The organism is Lachnoclostridium sp. An181 (assembly GCF_002160325.1).
In the GTDB taxonomy this organism is placed as follows: Bacteria; Bacillota; Clostridia; order Lachnospirales; family Lachnospiraceae; genus An181.
In genome coordinates, this window is record NZ_NFKJ01000013.1 from 47996 (window position 1) to 71167 (window position 23172).

At 42.5% G+C, this 23172-nt stretch carries 13 protein-coding genes and 1 other annotated feature; of the genes, 3 read left to right on the forward strand and 10 right to left on the reverse strand.

Annotated features, from left to right (window positions below):
* Positions 1-157 precede the first annotated feature (157 nt).
* Positions 158-5719 carry an alpha-N-acetylglucosaminidase TIM-barrel domain-containing protein gene (locus B5F18_RS08980; protein WP_087157337.1) on the reverse strand — a complete coding sequence of 1854 codons (5562 nt, stop codon included), beginning with the start codon at positions 5717-5719 and terminating at the stop codon, positions 158-160.
* A 195-nt stretch (positions 5720-5914) separates the two neighbouring features.
* On the opposite strand from B5F18_RS08980, the gene B5F18_RS08985 reads away from it, so the two are divergent.
* Both B5F18_RS08985 and B5F18_RS08990 read left to right on the forward strand, forming a co-directional pair.
* A complete protein-coding gene (locus B5F18_RS08985) occupies positions 5915-6592 on the forward strand; it encodes an AraC family ligand binding domain-containing protein (protein ID WP_087157338.1) in 678 nt (225 codons plus the stop codon).
* Between the two features lie 5 nt (positions 6593-6597).
* On the forward strand, positions 6598-6807 hold the full coding sequence (locus B5F18_RS08990; RefSeq protein ID WP_242955834.1) for a helix-turn-helix domain-containing protein: 210 nt from the start codon (positions 6598-6600) through the stop codon (positions 6805-6807).
* Here B5F18_RS08990 and B5F18_RS08995 read toward each other — a convergent pair.
* The 7 genes from B5F18_RS08995 to B5F18_RS09025 form a co-directional block, all read right to left on the reverse strand.
* Complete coding sequence (locus tag B5F18_RS08995) at positions 6781-7716, reverse strand: alpha/beta fold hydrolase (protein WP_087157340.1); 936 nt, start codon at positions 7714-7716, stop codon at positions 6781-6783. The genes B5F18_RS08990 and B5F18_RS08995 overlap by 27 nt on opposite strands.
* An 80-nt stretch (positions 7717-7796) precedes the next feature.
* The gene (locus tag B5F18_RS09000; protein WP_087157341.1) at positions 7797-9167 is read right to left on the reverse strand and encodes a citrate/2-methylcitrate synthase; all 1371 of its coding nucleotides are present in this window, start codon (positions 9165-9167) and stop codon (positions 7797-7799) included.
* Between the two features lie 191 nt (positions 9168-9358).
* On the reverse strand, positions 9359-10234 hold the full coding sequence (rsmA, locus tag B5F18_RS09005) for a 16S rRNA (adenine(1518)-N(6)/adenine(1519)-N(6))-dimethyltransferase RsmA (protein ID WP_087157342.1): 876 nt from the start codon (positions 10232-10234) through the stop codon (positions 9359-9361).
* Positions 10234-11025, reverse strand: a complete 792-nt coding sequence (locus tag B5F18_RS09010) for a TatD family hydrolase (protein WP_087157343.1) — start codon at positions 11023-11025, stop codon at positions 10234-10236. Before B5F18_RS09010 ends, rsmA begins: the two co-directional genes overlap by 1 nt.
* 39 nt (positions 11026-11064) lie before the next feature.
* Entirely contained in the window at positions 11065-12972 is a 1908-nt protein-coding gene (gene metG, locus B5F18_RS09015) for a methionine--tRNA ligase (RefSeq protein ID WP_330394147.1), read from the reverse strand.
* Positions 12973-13028: 56 nt separating this feature from the next.
* Positions 13029-13267, reverse strand: a binding site (T-box leader).
* A gap of 96 nt (positions 13268-13363) precedes the next feature.
* The gene (locus B5F18_RS09020; RefSeq protein ID WP_087157345.1) at positions 13364-14416 is read right to left on the reverse strand and encodes an endonuclease/exonuclease/phosphatase family protein; all 1053 of its coding nucleotides are present in this window, start codon (positions 14414-14416) and stop codon (positions 13364-13366) included.
* A 67-nt stretch (positions 14417-14483) separates the two neighbouring features.
* A complete protein-coding gene (locus B5F18_RS09025) occupies positions 14484-19277 on the reverse strand; it encodes a beta-N-acetylglucosaminidase domain-containing protein (protein WP_087157346.1) in 4794 nt (1597 codons plus the stop codon).
* Between the two features lie 182 nt (positions 19278-19459).
* Between B5F18_RS09025 and B5F18_RS09030 the strand changes: the two genes are divergently transcribed.
* Entirely contained in the window at positions 19460-21220 is a 1761-nt protein-coding gene (locus tag B5F18_RS09030) for a DUF885 domain-containing protein (RefSeq protein ID WP_087157347.1), read from the forward strand.
* Positions 21221-21279: 59 nt separating this feature from the next.
* On the opposite strand, the gene B5F18_RS09035 is transcribed toward B5F18_RS09030, so the two are convergent.
* Together B5F18_RS09035 and B5F18_RS09040 are read right to left on the reverse strand one after the other, a co-directional pair.
* Complete coding sequence (locus tag B5F18_RS09035; RefSeq protein ID WP_087157348.1) at positions 21280-21810, reverse strand: spore maturation protein; 531 nt, start codon at positions 21808-21810, stop codon at positions 21280-21282.
* A 66-nt stretch (positions 21811-21876) separates the two neighbouring features.
* Positions 21877-23079 carry an FprA family A-type flavoprotein gene (locus B5F18_RS09040; protein ID WP_087157349.1) on the reverse strand — a complete coding sequence of 401 codons (1203 nt, stop codon included), beginning with the start codon at positions 23077-23079 and terminating at the stop codon, positions 21877-21879.
* Positions 23080-23172: the final 93 nt, after the last annotated feature.

Below are 23172 nucleotides of genomic sequence, written 5' to 3' on the forward strand. Positions count from 1 at the left end.
AGTCTATTTCTATACTATTTAGAATATACTGAAAATCAGAAAAATTCAATATGATTTCTCGTTTGGATACCGAAAGCATAAAAGCCTTTCCTAAAAATACAGCACAACGAAAAATAACGGAGCTGCCAAAGGCAGCCCCGCCAATTTCAATTCCTATTTACATTTTCTTTCTTTTGAAAACTACTGCTGCCCCTGCCAAAACTGCAAGCATTGCCGCCATTGCTCCTGCTGCGTTTGTTGTATCTCCGGTCTTCGCAGATTTCTCTGATGATGCCTTTTTGCTCTCAACTTTTGATGTATCTTCTGCTGCCGTATCTTTACTCTCTGTTCCCGATGCATTTGCTGTCACATTGGACGTAGTTTCATCTGCCGTCTTGTCTTCCTCATCTCCTGCTGCGGATGCTACTTTGTCCATTGCTGCCGCAAGAGTATCCACTGCTGTCTTTACTTCTTCCTCTGTCGCTTGTTCATTTACATATACGGCCTTTGCATCTGCAAGCGCTGTGCGGAACATTGCTGCATCTGCCTCTTTTGCGTCTGCAAGGCTTACTGTCTCTGCTGACGCAATCAGCGCCTCAAGTGCGGCTTTGCTTGGTTTCAGTCTTAAATCACTCATTGCTTTTAAGAGAGCTTTCCATGCACTGTCTACTTCTTCCTGCATTGCATCCCCGTCTGCGTTGACTGCCTCTGCCACGCTCAGGGCTTCGTTAAATGCATCCTGTCCTTCTTCCAGATACTTGCTTAAATCCAAGCTGTCTGCCAACTCAATGACTTTTACAAGGTCTTCTTTATCCCCTTGTTTGAAGGAGAGATATTGCATCACGCTTATCAAGTCTTTCCATGTCTGGTCAACCATCTCCTGTGTCAGAGTGTTATCACCTTTAGCAGCCCTTGTAAGGATATCCTCTGCCTGAGACTTCAAAGCCTCGAATCTTTCCACTACAGATTTGATCACTCCTCCTGTATCTGCTTTGTTTGCAAGACCAAGTGCATATTCCAGTACTGCTGTGGAAATGTTTGATTGTTCATCGCTGTCTTTTTCTACATAAAGGTAATTGCTCTCGTATCTTATTGTGCCTTCCTGATCAACTGCATCCACCTTTACATAACCAGGAGCGTTCTGTGCCGGCAATTCCAAGTACAGGCCATCTTCTGCGGTCAGAATTTCCCTCTCCTGCATGTTCTCATCATAGAAGACTACCCTATATAATTCGATATTTTCATCTTTTATCTCATTCCAGTTAAGAAGATTGCCATTCTGTTCTAATTTTAACTCGGATTGTACCAAAACACCATTGTCCATGTCATTTTTTATTTGCTCTTCTGTCAATGCGCAGTTATAGATAACAATTTCATCCAAAGAACCATTTAATCCCATCAAGGAATCGTACTTGTTTTGCCCTGTCTTGTACTCTGCTCCTGCTTTCAATGTGTATCCAATTTCCGTCGTATCCGGATCAATATTGGAGGCGATTGTTCCTGATGCTACATTTTTTCCGTCCACAAATAATTTGACTTTTCTTTCATCTCTTGTCAATGCAACATGGTGCCACTTTCCTGCATCCAGCACTGCATCTTTTGTACTTACAGTGACCTTATGGTTCGTCTTGTACAATTGGAAATTCAACGTACCATTGTTCGTATACAGCCACCATACACCTCCGTTTACATTTCCGGAGTGGCCATGCGTCAAAAGAGTCTGACTCGTGCCAGGGGTGATCTTGTCCAAATTAACCCACAAACTTACAGAAAATTGATTTTGAAGTACACTTTCTTGTCTTCCAAAGTCCACATACTCGTCCGCAGCTCCAAAATGGAGGGCTTTCCCGCGAATTCCTTCTGTCTCCTGAGGCGTTCCTACAAGTTTTCCTTTTATACCGCCAAGAATATCTTCTGTCTCCCCTGCCTGTGCACTGTCCAGAGACTGGTACATCATAATATTCCCTTTATCTCTTACACAAAGAACAATATTATGGCATGTGTTTTCGGATTTTGCTTTGTCTTTGACATGATTTACAGTTAGTTCATATGCAAAAATTTCCTGTCCTTCCTTTTCTCCTTCCACAGTAAGCTCCACAGTTCTGCTGTCTTCTCCTAACATCGCTTTTGTTGTATGAAGTCCATAATTCCAAAGATAATTATCTGCATTTTGAGCAGTCTCCTTTGACACAGCCTCGTCAAAGACCACCTTTACAGATCCTTCTCCTGAAAATTGAGCTGACAGGATTTTCGGAGCCTGCATGTCTTTTCCCGTCGTGGCCTTGATTTCTGCCGGATCACTTTCGTATCCTGCACTGTTGACTGCTTTTACGGAAAATGTATATTCTGTTTCCTCTTCTAATCCGCTTATTGTATAGAATGTATCTTCCGTTTGCCCTATCTTCTCACCATTCTGATAGATCTCATAATAAGTGATAAGTCCGCCTTTTGGCTCTTCCCAGCTTAACGTGATATCAGAACTTCCTTCTGTCTGTTCTGCCTCCAGATTTTGTATCTTCTCCGGTTGTTCATATCCTAAAACTCCAAGTCCTTCCTTTACCAGTTCATAAGTGTCTCCCGTCGGTTCTGTTGCATATTGTTTTCCTTCAAATTCTCCCTTTCCTTTTCCAAAGTCGATCCAGAGGGCATCATACCATTTGTCAAAATTCACTTCCCCGTTTGACGTTTTCACTTCCGGATATGGCTGGGCCTCGCCTTTTAAGTCCGCAAGGTTATTTGCAAAGAACATTTCCCACTGCCTGTAATATACATCTTTTAAATATCCATTCCATGTCTTATTTGCATAATTTAAGAACATGCCTTTAGCACCGCTGACTCTTGGACCCCATGTCGTATTGATCTGTTTTGCATCCATCTCCATCAGCCTTTTGCCCTCTTCGCTTGTGGCAATATTCTTTGCCTGTTCTATCCAAGGGCCAAGCATGAAGTTTTTATTGGTACCAGTGATCTCATCCAGAATGAGGATGGCATCCAGCCATTGTCCTGTAAGTTTTTCATACAGGTCCACATTACCTTCCTCAAAAGCTTCTTTTATCTTTGGCAGGGCCTCTCTTGTGTATGCTGTAAACACCTGGGTTGTGACCAAAATTAAATCATATTGATATGTGTCTGTATTCCTGAGGGCAGGTGACACCTGTAAAAGCTCTTCCAACGCCTCCCTCATTTTTACTGCATCGAATCCTAAACTTCCAGGTCCTGTCGGGCTTGCCATCGTACCTGTATGGGACGGTGACATTGCAAACAGAATATCTCCTGTAGGATTATTGCCTGTTTTATTGTAAACGGTATCTCCCAAAATTTCCCATGCTTTTCTTGCATGTTCATCCGGTTTTCCATTCACAAGTCCGTACCTTCTGTCCGCATAATTCAAAAACCATTCTTCCCCGTCTATCGGCCCGTCCTGCCATGCCAATTCTCCTAAAGATTCCAATACAATTGGCTCATGATGTCCGCCTTCCGGGGCAACTCCTACTCCATCCATTTTTGAACCAGGTTTTGCTTTTCTCTCCCAATACTCCTGGGATAAATCTTTGACTCTAGAACCCATCGTAGTTCTGGACCCCATAGAATTCAGATGGCTGAATCCATACTCTGCCCCATTCCATCTTTCTTCACGGTCAAACTCACTTGTGGTTTTGATATCATGGATAAATACCTTGCTTGTATCTGTTCCTTTTAAAATGTCTGTATTCGGTCCGGTCCAATGCATAATGTGCCATGTGGCATCCGGATGCACTTTCAGCATTTCTGCCTGTACACACCTTCCTACGTCTTCTCCTTTCACGCCTCCCATGGTTCCGCCTTCATTGAACAGATCGATCTTCCAGTTTTTGCATTCTCCAAACAACTCCTCCTGGATACGGTAGTATGTGGATGCAAGTTTCGGATAAAACTCGCTGGTTGACTTCAGCCATCCTGGCCTTGGCATCGATGCCCAGGCTCCCTGAGACACAACATCTTCTTTTGGAAGTCCTTCTATTTCATCTGCCGCATAGGCAAGATATCCTGAACAACCTGGCATGATCGGTTCCATTCCAAGCTCTCTAAGTCTTTGGCAAACTTTCTGTCCGATTTCAAGCCGTGTCTGCATGATGTCCGGTGTCATGGAGGTCATGATATTCGGCGAGTTGATCTTATCGTCTGCCTTAAATCTCCAGGAACCTCCTAAAAACAAACTTGGTACAAAACTGACTCTTGGCATCTCTTCCAACATGTCAGACACTCCAAGCTCTTCAAATGTCTTGTAAAATACATTTTCCTGACCAACATACACAAGTACCTCATTGAATCCATTTAATGCAAGAAGATCAATTTCTCTCTCCCAGTCTTCAAAGCTCCAGAAGTTTCCATCATACTGCTCCGTCATGTCATTGCCAGCAAAACGTCTTTGGGCATTTGTAGACTGATACACCGGCTCCTTTGGCATCGGCAGATTATCAGGGAGATTTACCTGGTCTTCCTTCCAGCTGATATTACAGTTTGCCACATATTTCAGCCAGTGATTGAATCCTGTCAGGATAGAAGCATTCGTTGTAGCAGCAATGACAAGTTTCCCGTCCTGTTCATAATACTCATAATAGTCATAGTCGCAGGATTTCTTATCGATCGCGCGAAGTTCAATTTGGGAAAGCTTATCCTGATTTTTCTCTCCTACAAGTCGCTTTATGGAGTCCATAGCCGCTGTAGTATCAAATGCGTGCTGTTCTGCAGGATTTCTCACAATCAGACCATCGATCCCTTTCTGAAGCGCTGCCACATTTTCTTCGATTTCTTCTCCGGTCATCCCCTTCTGGACTTTATATTCCACATCTTTTATGATTTGAGAGAGCGCATAATATGTATTTGCATAATAATGATTATCCTCATTTGTAATTGCCTTTGCTTCACCTAGCTTTACTACCACCTTTTTCATATCTCCGATATCCTGAAGATCAGCGATAGCATCCTCTATCCGCTCTTTTGCAATATCAATTTCATCCTGAAGATAATATTCTCTTTGCAGCAATTCTTCTGCTTCAGCAATGACTTTTATAAGACTATCAAAACTTTCTTGTGTATAATCATCTTTGTTAAGTTTCTTTGCTTCCTCTAAAACTGTTTTTAATTCATCTGTCCGTCCGTTTTCTATATTTCCATCCAATACTCTCAACTCTGCAATCGTGACATTTTTTGGATTTTTTGGTTCCTGGGACACTTCGACTGCCTGAAGCTTTATATGTGTAACATTTTCCACTGGTTCAAAAATTGCATACTTCCATTCCTTTCGCTCGTTCCAAACTCCTTCCGTCTTTTTTTCATAAGTTTTGCCACCGTCTGTACTTACATAAACTTCGTATGTCGTAATAACACCGTTTAAGTCTCCACCCAGGAATTTATTTCCTCTTGGCAGTTGTGCAAGTCCGGACACGGTTCTTGCTTCTCCAAGGTCCAGTGTGATCCATGCATCTTTCATCTCAACCTTGTCCCACTGACCTTCCCATAAAGTATCCGGTTTCTTGTCAAGCACCCTGTCTCCACCATAATTTCCGCTCTGCTTTGTACCTACACTCGCCTTCATTCCTGCAACATCATAAGTATTGTCCGGTTCCTGAAAAGGATTATAGGGTTCATCTACCCCTTCTGTTCCAAGAGCCATGACCGTTCCCTGGCAGACAGATGTACATAAAATGCATCCTGACAAAATGAGTCCTGCCATTTTTTGCAGTTTTTTTCTTTTCATACAGATTCCTCCATTTCATTTTAATCTTTGTATTTTGTCCGGAAAAATACATATTTTTGGTTGTTTTTCATTACTTTGTTGTCTAAACCTTTCTTTTATTATACAATATGTATATATCCCTGGCTTGTCAAAAACCGTCCTGTTTTTATCGGTTTTTGTAAAAAACAGAACTTATTTATAGAGGAGTATTTTACCATGAAAATTTCCAGCACATCAAAAAAAGAACTCTTAACCGAGTTCTTAACTTCTGAGATCGTACAGATTGCCAATATTCAATATCGGGACAATGACTATTTTTTCGCCAAACATATGCATCCAAACATGGAAATCTACCGTATTTTGGAAGGATGCTGCTATATGGATATTGGAAATCAGAAAATATTTTGTGAAACCAATGACTTTATCCTTGTTCTTCCCAATATCGTACACTCCTTTTATCTGCCCCCGGACGCTGCCTGTGCTTTTGAGCACATCCATTTCTCTCCGTATGTTCTTGGAGAGATCGATATGGAGGAAATTTTGGGCTGCAGTCTGGACTTGCTGACTGCCCTCACTTTTTGCTATCAGTCTTTCTGTCATTTTCCTGCAGATGCTTTCATAAAGGATGCTGTTTTTTCTATTATCTTTGAGATGGAACGTCCAAGCATCTTTTCTGTGCCGCACATGAACCTTCAATTGCTCGATCTGCTTCTGCATGTAGTTTCTCTTTCAGATAAAGATTTTTCTTCCTACACACAGAAATATTCCACGCAGAATATGTATGTGCTTTTTGCCCTGCACTATATTGAACAAAACTACGCAAAAAAATCAAGATCGAGGACATCGCGGAAAAGCTTCATATTACCTGCCGATATCTTAGCAAACTGTTTTTGAAACATATGAATATGACTCTGCTCGCCTACACCAATGTATTCCGCATGAACCAGGCAATTAAACTTATGGCTGATCCATCCCTCACTCTAACAGAGATTGCTGCTCTTGTGGGCATGAACGATTCCCAGCACTTTTCAAAACTGTTTAAAAGTACGATCGGAAGTTGTCCAAACGACTACCGCAGAACCTTAACTGTGGAGCATCTGCAGCTTTAGCCATTCGTAAATATCCCACATGACCCGCCCCCTGTCCGTCTCATTTAAAAGTTCATGTCTGTCTTTTTCATACAAATGCATTCGCACTTGTTTCAGTCCTATTCTTTTATACTCTTTGTACACTTTTATCACTCCCTTCCCAAATCCTCCTACCGGATCGTCTTTTCCAGACACAAGGAAGATTGGCAGGTCTTTTGGTATAAGATCATTTCGCTTTGTTTTGGTAAGTTCTAACATCCCGGAAAACATATGATAGTACGCATTGACTGTGAATGTAAAATTACACCAGGGATGTGCCAAATATGCGTCTACCCTGCTGTTATCTTTTGACAGCCAGTCCATTTTGGTCCTTGCAGGTGCAAACTTTCGGTTAAACCCTCCAAAAGCAAGCCTGTCTACCCATACACTTCTGTAGTGGTCCCCTTTGACTTTTGAAAAGACCCTGCACAGAGCCATACCGGCGCGCAAAACAATGGCAGGCTGATGTCCGCTGCCCATAAGGATAACCCCTGCAAGTCCTTCCCCTTTTGTCTGGATATACTGGCGCACCAGAAAGGACCCCATGCTGTGCCCCATCAAAATATAAGGAACAGTCGGATATTTCTTTTTTGTACAGACTCTCAATGTGTGGATATCTCTCTGCAAAACTTCATTGCCTTTTGTCTCGTGAAAAAATCCATATTCCTCCTCTCCCCTCACAGATGCTCCGTGCCCCAAATGGTCATGCCCAACCACATAATATCCTTTTTGGACCAGAAATCTTGCAAATTCATCATACCGGTCAATGTACTCTACCATGCCATGACAAATTTGAAGGACAGCCTTAGGTTCTTCCTCTGGAATCCACTCTATTGCATGAATGTCGGTTCTTCCATCGCCCGATTTGAAATAAAATTCATTCTTTTTCATTTTTTCATTTCTCCTGTCCATCATTTTAAATATAGTAAAAAGATGGCGGAAACTGAATTTCACACCACCTTTTTTCTTTTTTATCTTTCTTCCATCTTTACATATTCTCTGTGCTCAGCCAGCGGTTTATACGCCGGACGGATGATCTTATCCACATTGATAAGTTCTTCCAGCCTGTGGGCACTCCATCCAACTATACGTGCGGCTGCAAATATCGGAGTATAAAGCTGCTTTGGAATTCCAAGCATGCTGTATACAAGTCCGCTGTAGAAGTCCACGTTGGCATTGACACCTTTGTACATCCTTCTTCTCTCTGCAATGACTTCAGGCGCAAGCTGCTCTACCATCTCGTAGAGTGCATACTCTTTTTCTCTTCCTTTTTCCTGGGCAAGCTGTTTTACAAATGCTTTAAAAATATCTGCTCTAGGATCAGAAATGGAATAAACCGCATGTCCCATTCCATAGATCAGCCCCTTCTTGTCAAATGCTTTTTTATCAAGAAGATCTTCCAGATACCTTCTCACTTCATCTTTATCTTCCCAGTCTTTGACCTGTTTTTCCATATCTTCAAACATACCTGTCACCTTAATGTTGGCTCCCCCGTGTTTTGGACCTTTTAAGGACGCCATCGCAGCCACCATAGTAGAATATGTATCCGTTCCGGAAGAGGTCACGACATGAGTAGTAAAGGTAGAGTTATTTCCTCCGCCGTGGTCCATATGCAGAACCAGTGCCATATCAAGAATTTTTGCTTCCAATTCACTATACTGTCTGTCTTCCCTTAACATCATCAGGATATTTTCAGCTGTGGACAGCTCAGGATATGGCCTATAGATGTACAGATCATCTCCTCCGTGATAATTGTAGGCATGATAACCGTAAACCATCATCATTGGGAATTGACTGATCAAATTCAGACATTGTCTAAGAACATTCGGGATACTGGTATCATCCGGATTTCTGTCATAGGAATACATGCTGAGCATAGAGCGGGATAAACTGTTCATCATATCACTGCTCGGTGCCTTCATGATCACATCCCTTACAAAGTTAGGCGGCAGCATTCTCCTCTCAACGAGTGTATCGTGGAACTCTGCCAGCTGTTTCTCATTTGGAAGATCTCCGAATAGAATCAGATATGCAATCTCTTCAAACCCAAAATGGTTTGCCTCAAGAAATCCTCTCACCAGATCTTTGATATTATAACCTCTGTAATAGAGATTTCCTTCACATGGCACTTCTTCGCCGTTCACAATCTTCTTTGCACAGACATCAGAAATATTGGTCAGTCCTGCAAGAACACCTTTTCCGTTTAAATCCCTTAAACCTCTTTTTACCTCATATTTTGTGTACAGCTCACGCTCAATGGCATTATTTTTTTCACATAAGGCGGCAAACTCCTGTATCTTCGGAGTGTTTTCCAATAGGTTCATCGTTACATTTTCTGCCATAATGTGCCTCCTCTCTCCCTGACATTCTGGTCAGAGTCTCTTTTTCTAAATTATCTCCAATGAAAGTATTATACTAAAAATTTGTGTGTTTTACAATTATCACTCTCTAAACATTTGTTACGTTTTATTAAATATTTATAAAAAAGGAACCCGTATTTTCGACATTTTATCTAAATAAGGTTCCTTTTCATCTATTCTTTATGTCTTTTTAAATAATTGGCAAGCGTTGCAAATTCTTCCAATGACAGCATCTCACCCCTCACATTGACACCTTTTCCCAGTGTTTCCACTGCATTTTGTATTTCTTCTTTTGAAAAATCCAATTCCGCACTATTTTTCAATCCATTGACCAGCGTTTTTCTTCTCTGATTAAATGATGCCCGGATCAGGCGGAACATCAAAGATTCATCCTCCACCAACACTGCAGGTTCTTTGCGTTTTGTAAGCCTTATGACCGCAGAGCTCACTGCCGGTCTTGGCATAAAACAGTTTGGCGGAACATTTGCCACAATATACGGAATGGCATAATACTGTACAGCCAGAGAAAGTGCCCCATAATCTTTTGTCCCTGGCCCAACCTGCATTCTGTCAGCCACCTCTTTCTGGATCATCACAGTTATGCTCTCCAGAGGAACATGTTTTTCAAAAAGTCCCATGATGATCGGAGTTGTGATGTAATACGGAAGGTTGGCCACGACTTTGATCGGACGCCCTTCATTCTCTTCCAGCGCCAGTTTTGCAAGATCCAGTTTCAGCACATCTTCATTGATGATCCTTACATTTTTGTATTCTCCAAGTGTATCTTCTAAAATCGGGATCAGTGACCTGTCAATCTCCACAGCAATGACCTTTTTTGCTGCACATGCCAGGTATTGTGTCATTGTCCCGATTCCGGGACCGATTTCCAAAACCACATCTTCCTCTGTGATCTGGGCGGAAGAGATGATTTTTTCCAGCACATGTGTATCGATCAGAAAGTTTTGTCCGTACTTTTTCTGGAAAGAAAACTGATACTTTTGTAAAATCTCTATCGTATTCTTTGGATTGCCCAATGTCGGCTCTTTCATCATATCTTCTCCTTTAAGTTTTCCTTTGCATTGATTCCAAATAACTTTCTGGCATTCTCTCTAGTGACGTCCACGACTGTCCGAACATCCACGTCTTTTAGCCTTGCAATTTCTTGTGCCACCTGGTGAAGATAAATGGAACAGTTGCGTTTTCCCCTGTACGGCTCCGGAGCAAGATACGGGCAGTCTGTCTCAAGAAGGAGTCTCTCAAGAGGAGTCTCTTTGACTACCTGTTTTAATTTTTTTCCATTTTTAAATGTCACAACACCGCCCACGCCAATATAAAATCCCATTTTTACATATTCCCTGGCAAACTCCGGAGAGTAGGAGAAACAGTGGATAACACCGCTAAGCCCTTGTGCGTGCTCTTTCATGACGTGGAGCGTATCATCCGCAGCGTCCCTGCTGTGAATGCACACAGGCAAATTGTGCTTTCTGGCCAATTCAAGCTGCCGGATAAACCACTTCTTCTGCACTTCCCTTGGCTGAATGTCCCAATGGTAATCCAGACCTATCTCTCCTACTGCCACAACTTTCCCGTTGTCCAAAAGCTGTTCTACCCAGGCAAAAGTTTCTTCGTTTAATTCTCCGGTCTCATCCGGATGCACCCCAACAGCAGCAAAAATAAACGGGTATTGTTCTGTCAACTCCACACTCCGCTTACAGCCTTCTAAACTGGCCCCAACATTGATGATCGTTCCAACTCCCTCTTTTTTCATATGCGAGAGCAGCTGTTCTCTGTCCGCGTCAAACTGCTCGTCATCATAATGTGCATGACTGTCAAAAATCACGTCATTTCCTCCTGATATAAAAACTATAGTTTCTCAAATTTAGCAGATCTTTGCTCCTGCCGGCATATCTTTTTCCGGGACCATAAGACTTAAGTTTCCGCTTTCATCTTCTGCACAAAGGATCATTCCTTCGGACATCATTCCCGCAAGCTTCGCAGGTTTTAAGTTTGTCACTACCATTACTTTTTTTCCTACCATGTCCTTGGCGCTGTAATTTGCCTTGATGCCGGACAAAATCTGTCTTACCTGGCTTCCGATCTTTACTTGTGAGCAGAGAAGTTTTTTTGACTTCTTTACCTCCTCGCAGGCAATGATCTCTCCTACCTGAAACTGCAGTTTTGCAAAATCATCGTAAGTGATCTCCGGTTTTGCCTCAAGATCGATCACATTTTCATTCTCCTCTTTTTCTTCCTCCTGCACAGCCGGATGAAGTTTTTCCACCTTTTCCATCACTTCATTTAAGTCCAGTCTTGCAAACAGGATTTCCGGTTTTTCTGTCACATGTCCATCCCCCAGCTGTGAGAGAATCTTTTCGGATGTCTCTGGCATAAAGGAGGAGAGGAGTTTTGCTCCCTCTTGAATACTCATGATCAGATTGTACAAAACTGTTTCCAGTCTGTCTTTCTTTTCCTCATCTTTTGCAAGCACCCATGGTGTTGTCTCATCAATGTATTTGTTGCAGCGTTTAAATAAATTAAAGATTTCTGTGATCGCATCTGCCACGCGCAGCTCATCCATCTTTTCTTCTACCAATTTTGGTGTCTTTTCTGTCACAGCCTTTAAATCTTCGTCTACTTCCTCAGCCACATGTTTGTCTGTGACCACTCCGCCAAAGTATTTGTTTGTCATTGACACGGTACGGTTCACAAGGTTTCCAAGTGTGTTGGCAAGATCAGAATTCATGCGCTCCACCATAAGCTCCCAGGAGATCACACCGTCATTTTCAAATGGCATTTCGTGGAGAACAAAATAGCGAACCGCGTCCACTCCGAAAAAGTCTACCAGCTCATCCGCATAGAGAACATTTCCCTTTGATTTGCTCATTTTTCCATCGCCCTGCAAAAGCCACGGATGTCCGAAAATCTGTTTTGGCAAAGGCAGGTCCAAAGCCATAAGGAAGATCGGCCAGTAAATTGTATGGAAACGAATAATGTCCTTTCCGATCAGGTGCAGATCCGCAGGCCAGTTTTTGTTGAACAGCTCTTCGCTTTCCCCGTCACAGTGGTATCCGATTCCTGTGATATAGTTTGTGAGCGCATCGAGCCATACATAAACGACATGTTTTGGATCAAAATCTACCGGGATTCCCCATTTAAAAGAAGTTCTGGACACACACAGATCTTGAAGCCCCGGGAGGAGGAAATTGTTCATCATCTCATTTTTTCTGGACACCGGCTGAATAAATTCCGGATGTGTGTTGATGTGTTCGATCAGTCTGTCCGCATATTTACTCATCTTGAAGAAATATGCCTCCTCTTTTGCAGGCTGCACCTCACGGCCGCAGTCCGGACATTTTCCATCCACAAGCTGGGACTCTGTGAAGAAAGATTCACAAGGAGTACAGTACATTCCTTCATAATATCCCTTGTAAATATCACCTTTTTCGTACAGTTTTTTGAAAATCTTCTGTACTTCTTTTTCATGGTACTCATCCGTGGTGCGGATAAATTTATCATAGGAAGTATTCATCAAATCCCAGATATTTTTGATGGTTCCTGCCACATCATCCACAAATTGTTTTGGTGTTACCCCTGCCTCTTCTGCCTTGAGCTCGATCTTTTGTCCATGCTCGTCCGTTCCTGTCTGAAAGAACACGTCATATCCCTGACTTCTTTTGTATCTTGCGATCGCATCCGCAAGCACGATCTCATATGTGTTCCCAATATGCGGTTTGCCTGATGTGTAGGCAATCGCTGTTGTCATATAAAATTTCTTTTTGTTCTCCAAAGTTCTCTCTCCTTTATTCATTCTGGCAGTGAAAAAAAATCCGCCTTCTATATTTCATAGAAGACGGAATGTTCCGTGTTACCACTTCTCTTCACATCTGCCTCACAGCAGATGCCTCATAAGGTCTTTGACCTGTACGCTGTAATGGGCGCTCCCATCAGAACCTAAAGACATTTTCTCTCAGTCCCGCCGCTCCAAAGCCATCTTCCACATTTTCCGAGCTCGTCCCTTCTCAGCACACAAGACTTCTCTGTAAAACCGAAAAAACATGTACTCTCTTTTTCACTGCATTTTTTAATCTACAATTTGTCTAAAATCGTAACACAGCAGTAGATGGATGTCAAGATAGGACGATTTTCTTGGCCATCCATTTTCCTGATGGAAAATAAAACTACAAAAACCGCACTTTCAATTTCACCGGCTGATGATCCGTATACTCAAAGTTGGTATCTACGACTTCCACAAGCTCCACTTCCAGATTATCCGACACGATAAATCCATCCAGGACATAAACCTGGGAAGTCTCATAATCCCCTGTGTAAGGCTGGTTCAAAAGCCTGCATGTTGGATAGGAATCATCCACTGCAAAAGAAAAATGTTCCGGGATGTCTTTCATCCCAATGGTTCCCGGAGTCCAGTCCTCTTTATTTTTCACCGGATATTTTTCAATCCCCTCAAACGTCTGGTTAAAATCTCCGCCAGCGATCACATAATTGCCTTTCTCATATTCTGTTTTTAACTTCTCGGCCAGCATTTTACTCTGGGCAATTTTACCCTCTCCGCTGTCATATGCCTCCAAATGAAAATTGATGAGCACAAGTTCCTTGTCTGTCCCTTCAAGAGGAATCCTCATCTCCAGCATACATCTTTTTAAATTGCATGTTTTCACTGGCCAGGAAAAAGATTCCGGAAGAGAAATCCGTTTTGCACTGTCCACTTTTATATCCGTCATGGTCGTGATACCGCTTTGCACTTTTCCAATTGGAGGAAGAGGATAGGGTACAAAGTCACATTTAAAATTGTACGCCATCACAGATGGCATTTGTAATGTTTCCTCCAGATACCCCTGTTCATCTATGTGAAAGGAGCGCTTAGAATCTTTATCCACTTCCTGGAAAAAATACACGTCTGCAGAATGTTCTTTTAATATATCTGTGATGCCTTTTAAGTTTTCCTCCACTTCTTCTTTTTCTTTTGGCTGTACCTTTGTTCCTCCATCCATAAAGAAATCTTCTGTCTTGTTCAGACCTGCATAACCAATGTTGTATGTTAAAACAGTCAGCGGTTCATGAATACCAATCTTTCTTCCGTTCCTTGGCACTTCAAGTATTTCCTCCTGCTTTGGTCTGTATTCCCGCACTGTAAAATAAATCAGAACAGCCGCAGCCAAAAGTATAAAAACCAGAACGATCATGCCTATGATTTTCCATACTTTCTTTTTCATTCTTTTCTCCTCTCTTTTATATTTTCTCCCCTTATTATACACAAAAAGAACGGAATACAAATGCGTTTTATCTTTGTTTTCTCTTTACAGCAATAACTGCCGCTGCTGCAAGCGCCATAAGTCCTGCCATTGCCGCTGCTGCCTGGCTGTCTCCTGTTTTTGCAGATTTTATCTTATCTTTGCCGCTGTTGAAAACGGCATTTTCTTTATCAGCTGTATGAACTACAGCAGATGTATCTGCATTTACCACAGTTCTACCACTGTTTTCAGACGGCTGTTTCTTTTCACCCGATGTCAGCCTTGCAATTGCCCCTTCCAGTTCTGCCACGGATGTATCTACCATCTCCTGCGTTGCATTTTCATCTGCGATCACTTCTTTTGCCTCTGCAAGCGCTGTTCGCATTGCTGCAAAGTCTTTTTCTTCATAATCAACCGCACGGAAGGTTTCTGCCAGGGATATCAATTCTTCCAAAGCACTCTTGTCCGGAATCTTCTGCAGTTTTGACGCTGCCAAAAGCAATTCCTTCCACGCACTGTCCACTTCATCCTGCATTGCATCTTGATCTTCAAGTACTGCTTTTGCCTCTGCGAGCGCCTTTGTGAATTCTTGCTTTCCATTCTCCAGATATTCTTCCAGTTTCAGGCTTTCTGTAAACAAAATCACTTTTTTCAGGTCTGTCTTGTCGCCTTGCTTAAAAGACAGGTACTGCATTGCCTCGATAAGTGCCTTCCAGCTTTCATCAATGTCAGCCTGTGTAACGGATGTATCGCCTGCCTTTACGGCATCGAGAACTTCTTTTGCGTGGTTCAGAGCTTTCTCGAATCTTTTTCTCACAGAATCCACCACTTTATCTGTATCTGCAGTTTTTGCAAGCTCAATGGCATATTCCAGCACCGCTGTGGAAACGCCGGAAGGCTCTGTCTGTTCGTCCCCGACGATCACATCAAACTGTGCCTGAAGTCCTTTTGTATTGACCAGATTATATGTATATGGCAGCTCGCTGACCACGCTTGTCCTTCCTTCCACAGAAGTATCCACACTTTCCGGTTCCCATACAGGAATTACCTGTACATCTGCCGCGCTTTCGTCATTTTCTGCCTGAATGGATGCCTTCACAAGCTTTGGCATTTCCACGGTTCCATTTACATCAATTTTCTGATCTTCAAATTCTTCGACAGACACATACTCCATCGACGCATGTCTTCTTACTCCGTTTACTTCCACTTCCCGAAGACCGATCGCATTTCCCGCCGCATTTGCATTGATGCTGTGGAAAAGGAGACGTACATATCTTGCCTGTACCGGCACATCCAAAGTTACCGAATCTGTCGGATAAGTCGGTCCATTGTCTTCCTTAGTAATCGTATCCAGGGTGATCCATTTTGTCTTATCATTGGAAATTTGAATTTCATAATTGGTCGGGTACACCTTATTGTAATACTTCATGTTGATCTGAGAGATCAGATTTGTGTATCCTCCAAGATCCACGATGATCCACTGTGGGCTCACTGCCCCATTTCCCTTCAAGTATCCGCTGTCCCATTTTGTATTTAGATCTCCATCCACTGCGGATTCTGGTTTTACGTTTGGAGTCTCAATTCCGGACACCTCTACCGGCTGTTTCAGAGCAAGGTTGACCGTATCTTTTGAATCTTCCACATTGCTGTCAAGGTAAATATTTTCCACGGCCTCCCCTACATCGCCGGATGTATCTTCACCGTATTTTACGAGGATCTCATTGATCTGTACGTTACTGTCCTGCTCAAAATCCAGATGAATGGCATAGATATCTCCATCCCATCCGCCAAAGGTCTGTGTCGCATTCGTAAGTTGTCCAAGATTCTCTACTGTACCATCTGCCTTTTCAATGCTGACATTGGCGTTAGAGGAACTCCCCTGCATAATGGTAAATTGTTCTACATTCACATTGTCTGTAATCTGGTAATCCAGGTAGGCTCCGTCTTTTGCAGCCGCCACCTGGAATACGCTGGATAAGTCTTTGTCATTGACAGCTTTCACATCCCCGTTTGTATTGGTTGTGATCGGATTTGCATTTGCAGTCTCCGTCTCTTGTTCGTCTTTGTTTACATAAATTTCATGAATCTTCAAATACCAGCCAATCGGCGCTGTGACTTCCAGACGTACATATCTTCCTTCTTTTCCCCCTGCGTCACAAGCGTAGTCTCTGTAAGGAGGCCTGATCACCCCATTGTCCGCAAATGTGCTGATTTCCGTAAACTCTTTATTGTCTTTTGAGATGGATACTTTTGCATTGTAAATCCGCGGATTTCCGTCTGCTGTCACAAATGTGACGTCATTGATCTCCTTCACTTTTCCAAGGTCAATGGTCAGGTAATCTCCTGTTTTCTGCGCACGGTTTGTCCATGCATAGGTCGTCTCATCCCCGTCAAACATCATATCCCATGTCCCTGCCTGAAGTTCTCCCATGTTAGTGCTCTCAAGAGACATTTTCTGTTCCAGATTTTCAATCACTACTGCAAGCTTGTGAAGTCTGATTTCCTTATCTTTATCGGAATCATTTCTAAGGCGAACATACCTGGCCAGAACAGATTCACTAAGCTCTCCTGCCTTGGCTTTTGTCCATTTATCTCCTCTTAACGAATATTCCAGCGTAAGTCCTTCAACGCCCTCTCCTTGCAAAAGGAAAGAAGAAATCTTTGCAATATCCTTTTTCTTCATACCAATATATTGTCCTGGCTCTAAAGTTACTTTTCCGATACCCCGCACTCCGTACTCTTTATCTTCAATGGTAAGAGGGTACTGTGCATATTCATCCATATTCGTGTAAATTCTGTCTGCCGGGATTTCCTCATTTCCTTCTGCCAAAATTTCATCAATGGCTGCTTTGACATCTTCCATACATGCCTCCACAAAAGGCACAAGTCTTTTACTTCCGGATTTTACATTCGGCCTGCTGGCCCCATCCGGAAACTGGTATACCCGGTTGTTGTATTGATTCATTTCCGCGGATGCAGATGCAAATTTTTCCCATACGATTCCTGTGTCAGGGTTCTCTTTTAAAAGCTCCACCTCAGCTCTTAATAGCTCTTCCCCGGCCTTTGCCACATTGGAAAGCGCCTCAAGCCATCCCTCACCGCCTTTGGTGTTGCCAGGATTTGAAAGCTCCTGAACAAGTGCGCTGTTATTGCAGTTTTCCATAAAGTCCGCAACTGCTGTCTGCATATGTGCAAACTCTGCAATAAGCGCCCCAAGCTCTTTATCATCTACGGTCAAGGTATTATCCGTAATCTTTTTCTCAACACTTTCCAGCTCTTCTTTTATGTACAATGATTCCTCAAACCCCTGAGGCACTCTTCCGGAACCAGGGCAGTTTGACACATTCCTTGCAATAGTCAGATATGCATCATAAACTTCCGGCTGCAGATATTTAAAACACTGCTCCCATACTTCTTCTGTGTGGGAAGAATAATCGTTCACGTTCCAGAAATAAGATGCAAGCTGGAATAATGCCACCTTGTCTGCCTCAGCAAAGAAAATCGGGTTGGAAACTGCACCTGCGAGTCCTGTAATGTTATCGCGAATGTAATGTGAACTGCTGCCAAGAAAAATTCCCGATTTCGCATGCTCATTGCAAGGATAATTCACCCAGAACACCGGGCTGTGCCCTGTATTGTTGATCACAAAATCAATGGCACTTTGCTCAAATGGAGAATTCACATCAAGCCCTGTCCAAAAAATCAAAACATCGTCATCAAAGCCTTTCATGGCATCCAGCTCTGCCTTGTTTGCCCACGCATTGTTGTACCCTTTCGGACAATAGATAATCGGCTTGCATCCTTTTGGCTGAATATATTCTTTGTTCAGATCATTGACCAGTTTGACGACCATTTCATTGGAACCGGCTCCAAAGTCGTCATTTAAAATACAAAATCTTCTCACACCGATGTCATAAAGCTGGTCAAATTTTGCTTTTAATTTTTCTTTTCTGGCCTCATATTCTGCATTTGGCTCCGTGATGCCGTTCAGCATGGCAGTCAAATGTACGGACCACGAAAATTCACATTTTGTCTGATTTTGAATTTCGATCAATTCTTTGAACTGATCGATCGTATCCTTTGGATAAAGCTCACTCCACTTACCTGTGTGGTACGGATCTGTCTTGGACGCATACACATAGAGATTCATCTTCACATCCTTTGTAAACTTCATCAGACTTTTTCTCTGCTCATGATTCCAGCCTCCGTAAAATCCTTCGATAAAACCTCTTGCATCAATAGAAGAATAGTCCTGAATTTCCACCGGTAAAAATTTCTCACCGGCAAAAGAAGAAAACATCATCTTCAGTGTGGCCACTCCGTAAAATACTCCGTCTGTGTCAGCTCCCAGGATCACAATATCTCCATCTTTTGCATACAGCGCATAGGCATCATTGTTTTCAAACAGTGAACCATCAAGATTCTGGTTTTCAAACCATTGATCTGCTTCATCCTGGCTGCCCCTGATGCCGAGAATAATGTCATTTCCTTCTCCTGTTTCATCAGAATATGTCTCCTCTCTTCCGTATTCATTCAAAACTTCTGCCAGATAATCCTTTGACGCTGCATCAACACCTTCCCCGGCAACCACATTGACTGTATCTGCTATGGTAAATGTATCTCCCTGCGGATATGTGATCTTCTGCGGTACCGGATAAATCTGGTACTTATCCGTGATGCTCGCCGGATCATTTTCCTGCCAGTCAGATTCCCATGGAGACTTTACATTTTGGGGTTCCGCCGAATCTCTGGCACTGACTGGAATATTTGGGAACATGGTAACAATCATGGATGCTGCGAGAACAGCGCTTGCCATTTCCTTCCAAATTCTTTTCTTTTTCATTTTTTCCTCCTTGTCGTTGAATCCTGGTCCTCATTGTGTCAATAATAACTTCTAAATACATCTTACCAATAATTCATATTTTTTACACCCTATTTTTGTACGGATTATCCATTTTTAGGACTTTCATTTTTTCCCGTCTTTTTACATATTGTTTATAAAATGTATTCATATGGAGGATTTCCATGAAAAAATCATCCTTTTATTCTTTCTTTCAACGCAAGAAAATCCCTGCTTTGGCTGTTTTTCTTCTTGGAATCTTTTTGCTGTTTGCTATTTTATTCTGCTTTCTCCCTTCTTCAAACAAAAAATTTGAACATTTCACATCCGAGCTGTTTAAGCAGGAAACAGTCTCCTCTACGCTAAATCTGCACTACACACTGGAAAATCCGGAAAAGTTCGGCATCCCCAATGCACCAGTTACATTTGGGAGTTTTTCCACAGACTCCACTGCCTACCGGGCAGCCCTGGAGAATTACCTTTCTTTTCTGGAAACGGTTGAGCCTGACAGACTTTCCAGAGAAAACCAGATTACATACGATATCCTGAACTCCTATTTTCATACTGCACTTGACGGTGCTGACTTTCTCTTATATGAAGAACCTTTAGGACCTGTGACCGGACTTCAATCACAGCTTCCGGTACTGCTGTCTGAATATCAGTTTCACAGTAAAGAAGACGTAGAGACCTATCTTAAACTTTTGACAAAACTTCCGGAATATTACCAGTCACTGTCTGATTTTGAGAAAACAAAATCCGAACAGGGTCTTTTTATGTCCCCCGATACAGCATCTGCAGTCATTGAAGAATGCCTCTCTTTTGTTTCCATGGGTGAGGAGAATTACCTTTTTTCTACATTTGAAGAAAGAATAAATGAACTGGAGGACTTAAGTCAAAAAGAAAAAGAAAACTATATTGAACAAAACAGCCAATGTGTAAAAACTTGTGTATTTCCATCCTACGATTCCCTTTCCAAGACTCTGGAAACTTTGAAGAATACCGGAGTAAATAAACAGGGTGTGTGCGGCTATCCGGACGGGAAATCTTATTATGAATACGTCCTAAAACGCGACACAGGTACCTCCCGCTCTGTGGAGGAACTAAAATTTTTAACTCAGAAACAGATGGTGGATGACTTGAACTCTATGAAAACAGCGCTTACTGACAACAATACAGACATTCAAAATACAAATACTTCGTCCTCCTACACCCCCCTTGCTAATACAGAACCGCTGAATATTTTGAATGACCTGAAAACCAAATCCACCTCCTCATTTCCAGACGGGCCTTCTGTTGATATCGAGGTAAAATACGTGCCAAAAACAATGGAAGAATATCTAAGCCCAGCCTTCTACATGGTCCCGGCCATTGACAGCAGCAGCAAAAACACAATCTACATCAACCGCGGGCAGACAATTGAAGGTCTTGAGCTCTACACAACACTTGCACACGAAGGATATCCTGGACATCTGTATCAGACTACATATTTTGTCTCCACAAATCCTGCTCCCATCCGCTCTCTCTTTAGCTGCGGCGGATATACTGAAGGCTGGGCCACATACACAGAGATGATCTCCTACTACTATGCCCCGATTTCCAAACAGGAAGCAACACTGATGCAGAAAAACAAATCGCTCACCTTGGGGCTTTACGCACTGGCAGATATTGGCATCCACTACGAAGGATGGGATCTTGGTAAAACAAACGCATTTTTCGGAAGTTTTGGCATTGCGGATGCAGCGACTGTCCAGGAAATCTATGACCTGATCGTCAGTGATCCTGGAAATTATCTGAAATATTATATCGGATATCTGGAATTTCTGGAGCTGAAAAAAGACTTCATATCATCCAGGCAGGATACATTTACCAATCTGGATTTTCACAGACAGATTCTTGATATCGGCCCTGCACCTTTTGCAATCCTGCGAAAATATATGGATCTCTGACACAAAAATGGGGAATTGAAAGTTTTGTCCTTTCAGATTCCCCGTTTTTTATTCTTTATCTACATACACATCCACGTTCCCAAGACCACGCTCGCTGCAAGTCCTGCAAACGTGGCGACAAGAGCGCCGGAAAGGGTATATCTTGTCTTCGTGACCTTTGCTGTCATAAAATATACACTCATTGTATAAAAAATAGTCTCCGTACACGCCATTGATATAGATGCAATCGTGCCTATGTACGAATCTGTTCCCGCGTCTTTGTAGATATCCAAAAGAAGTCCTGTTGCCGCAGATGACGAGAACATTTTGACAATGGTAAGGGGGACAAGCTCCCCTGGAAATCCAACATACCCGCTCACCTTTCCCAAAAGCCCTGCAAGCATGTCAAGAAATCCGGATGCGCGCAGAATCCCTACTGCCACCATAAGGCCCACAAGCGTAGGCATGATCTTTAAAACCGTTCCAAAGCCACTCTTTGCGCCTTTGATAAACTGGTCGTACACAGGATTTCCCTGCAAAAGACCGTACATGACAATCCCGAAGATGACAAACGGAATGATAAAATCGCTCAAAAACAAAAAAAGTTTCATGTCTCCTCCCATTTACATTCTTTTCGTAAATTATATGAGACATGAAACTTTATCTATTCCTCTTCCTTATGCAAGAGACTGTGCGATGGCCTTTGCAAGATTTTGTATTTCTTCATGCTGCTCTGCCTTCATCGCAGACTTCAGTGTCACCTGCTGCTCCATCATCGTATTCTTTTTCAGACCGGAGAGGATCTCCATCATCTGCTTTGCAGCTGTAGGTGCCCATGTGCCGTTCTGGATCAGTGCGATCGTCCTGTTCTGCAGATTGTGCGCCACAAATTCATGGAGAAGTGTCTCCATCTTCGGGAATATTCCGTTATTATATGTCACGGATGCAAATACCACATGACTGTACCTGAAAGCATCTGAGATAATATAAGACGGATCTGTGGCAGAAACATCGTATACTGCAATATTTTTCACTCCATTTTTGCTAAGCTCAGCTGCCAGAACATCTGCCGCCTGCTCTGTATGTCCGTAGATGGACGCATATGCGATCATCACAGAGTTTTCTTCCGGTGTATAAGTGCTCCATTTCTGGTATTTATCCAAAATCATATTTAAATCTTTTCTCCAGATCAAGCCGTGGAGAGGACAGATCATACGGATATCCAGACCTGCTGCTTTTTTAAGGACCGCCTGTACCTGCATGCCGTATTTACCTACAATGTTTGTATAGTATCTTCTTGTCTCATCCATCCAGTCGCTTTCATAATTCACTTCATCTGCAAACAAATTGCCGTCAATAGCCCCGAACGCTCCAAAAGCATCTGCAGAAAAGAGAATTCCTTTTGTGCTCTCATACGCGATCATGACTTCCGGCCAATGCACCATCGGTGCCATCACAAAGTGGAATGTATGGGTTCCGCTTTCAAATGTATCTCCTTCTTTTACAAGAACTGCCCTTTTGTCAATGTCAAAATCAAAAAACTGTTTGATCATTGTCACGGTCTTTGCGTTGCACACAATCTTCACTTCCGGGTGGTGTACAATCACTTCCTGCATTGTAGCGCAGTGGTCCGGCTCCATATGTGTCACAATGAGATAATCAAGTTTCCGATCTCCCAAGACTGCGTCTACGTTTTCCAAAAACTGTTCGCTTGCATTTCTGTCAACAGTATCCAAAAGTACAGTCTTTTCATCCAGCAGAAGATAAGAGTTGTAAGATACTCCCTTTGGAACCGGATAAATGTTCTCAAACAGAGCAATTCTTCTGTCGTCAGCTCCGACCCAGTAAAGATTTTCTGTAATTTCTCTTGCACAATTCATCGTCTGTCCCTCTCCTTTATTTGACTCTATTTATTTAATCTACTGATTTTATGTTTACAGATTATCTTACCATAATCTTTCTTTTTTGTCCCT

What these genes read in the sequence shown, in the direction of transcription:
- B5F18_RS08980 (WP_087157337.1), bottom strand. Translation starts at nt 5,719, where the DNA reads ATGAAAAGAAAAAAACTGCAAAAAATGGCAGGACTCATTTTGTCAGGA.
- B5F18_RS08985 (WP_087157338.1), top strand. Translation starts at nt 5,915, where the DNA reads ATGAAAATTTCCAGCACATCAAAAAAAGAACTCTTAACCGAGTTCTTA.
- B5F18_RS08990 (WP_242955834.1), top strand. Translation starts at nt 6,598, where the DNA reads ATGAATATGACTCTGCTCGCCTACACCAATGTATTCCGCATGAACCAG.
- B5F18_RS08995 (WP_087157340.1), bottom strand. Translation starts at nt 7,716, where the DNA reads ATGAAAAAGAATGAATTTTATTTCAAATCGGGCGATGGAAGAACCGAC.
- B5F18_RS09000 (WP_087157341.1), bottom strand. Translation starts at nt 9,167, where the DNA reads ATGGCAGAAAATGTAACGATGAACCTATTGGAAAACACTCCGAAGATA.
- rsmA (WP_087157342.1), bottom strand. Translation starts at nt 10,234, where the DNA reads ATGAAAGAGCCGACATTGGGCAATCCAAAGAATACGATAGAGATTTTA.
- B5F18_RS09020 (WP_087157345.1), bottom strand. Translation starts at nt 14,416, where the DNA reads ATGAAAAAGAAAGTATGGAAAATCATAGGCATGATCGTTCTGGTTTTT.
- B5F18_RS09025 (WP_087157346.1), bottom strand. Translation starts at nt 19,277, where the DNA reads ATGAAAAAGAAAAGAATTTGGAAGGAAATGGCAAGCGCTGTTCTCGCA.
- B5F18_RS09030 (WP_087157347.1), top strand. Translation starts at nt 19,460, where the DNA reads ATGAAAAAATCATCCTTTTATTCTTTCTTTCAACGCAAGAAAATCCCT.
- B5F18_RS09035 (WP_087157348.1), bottom strand. Translation starts at nt 21,810, where the DNA reads ATGAAACTTTTTTTGTTTTTGAGCGATTTTATCATTCCGTTTGTCATC.
- B5F18_RS09040 (WP_087157349.1), bottom strand. Translation starts at nt 23,079, where the DNA reads ATGAATTGTGCAAGAGAAATTACAGAAAATCTTTACTGGGTCGGAGCT.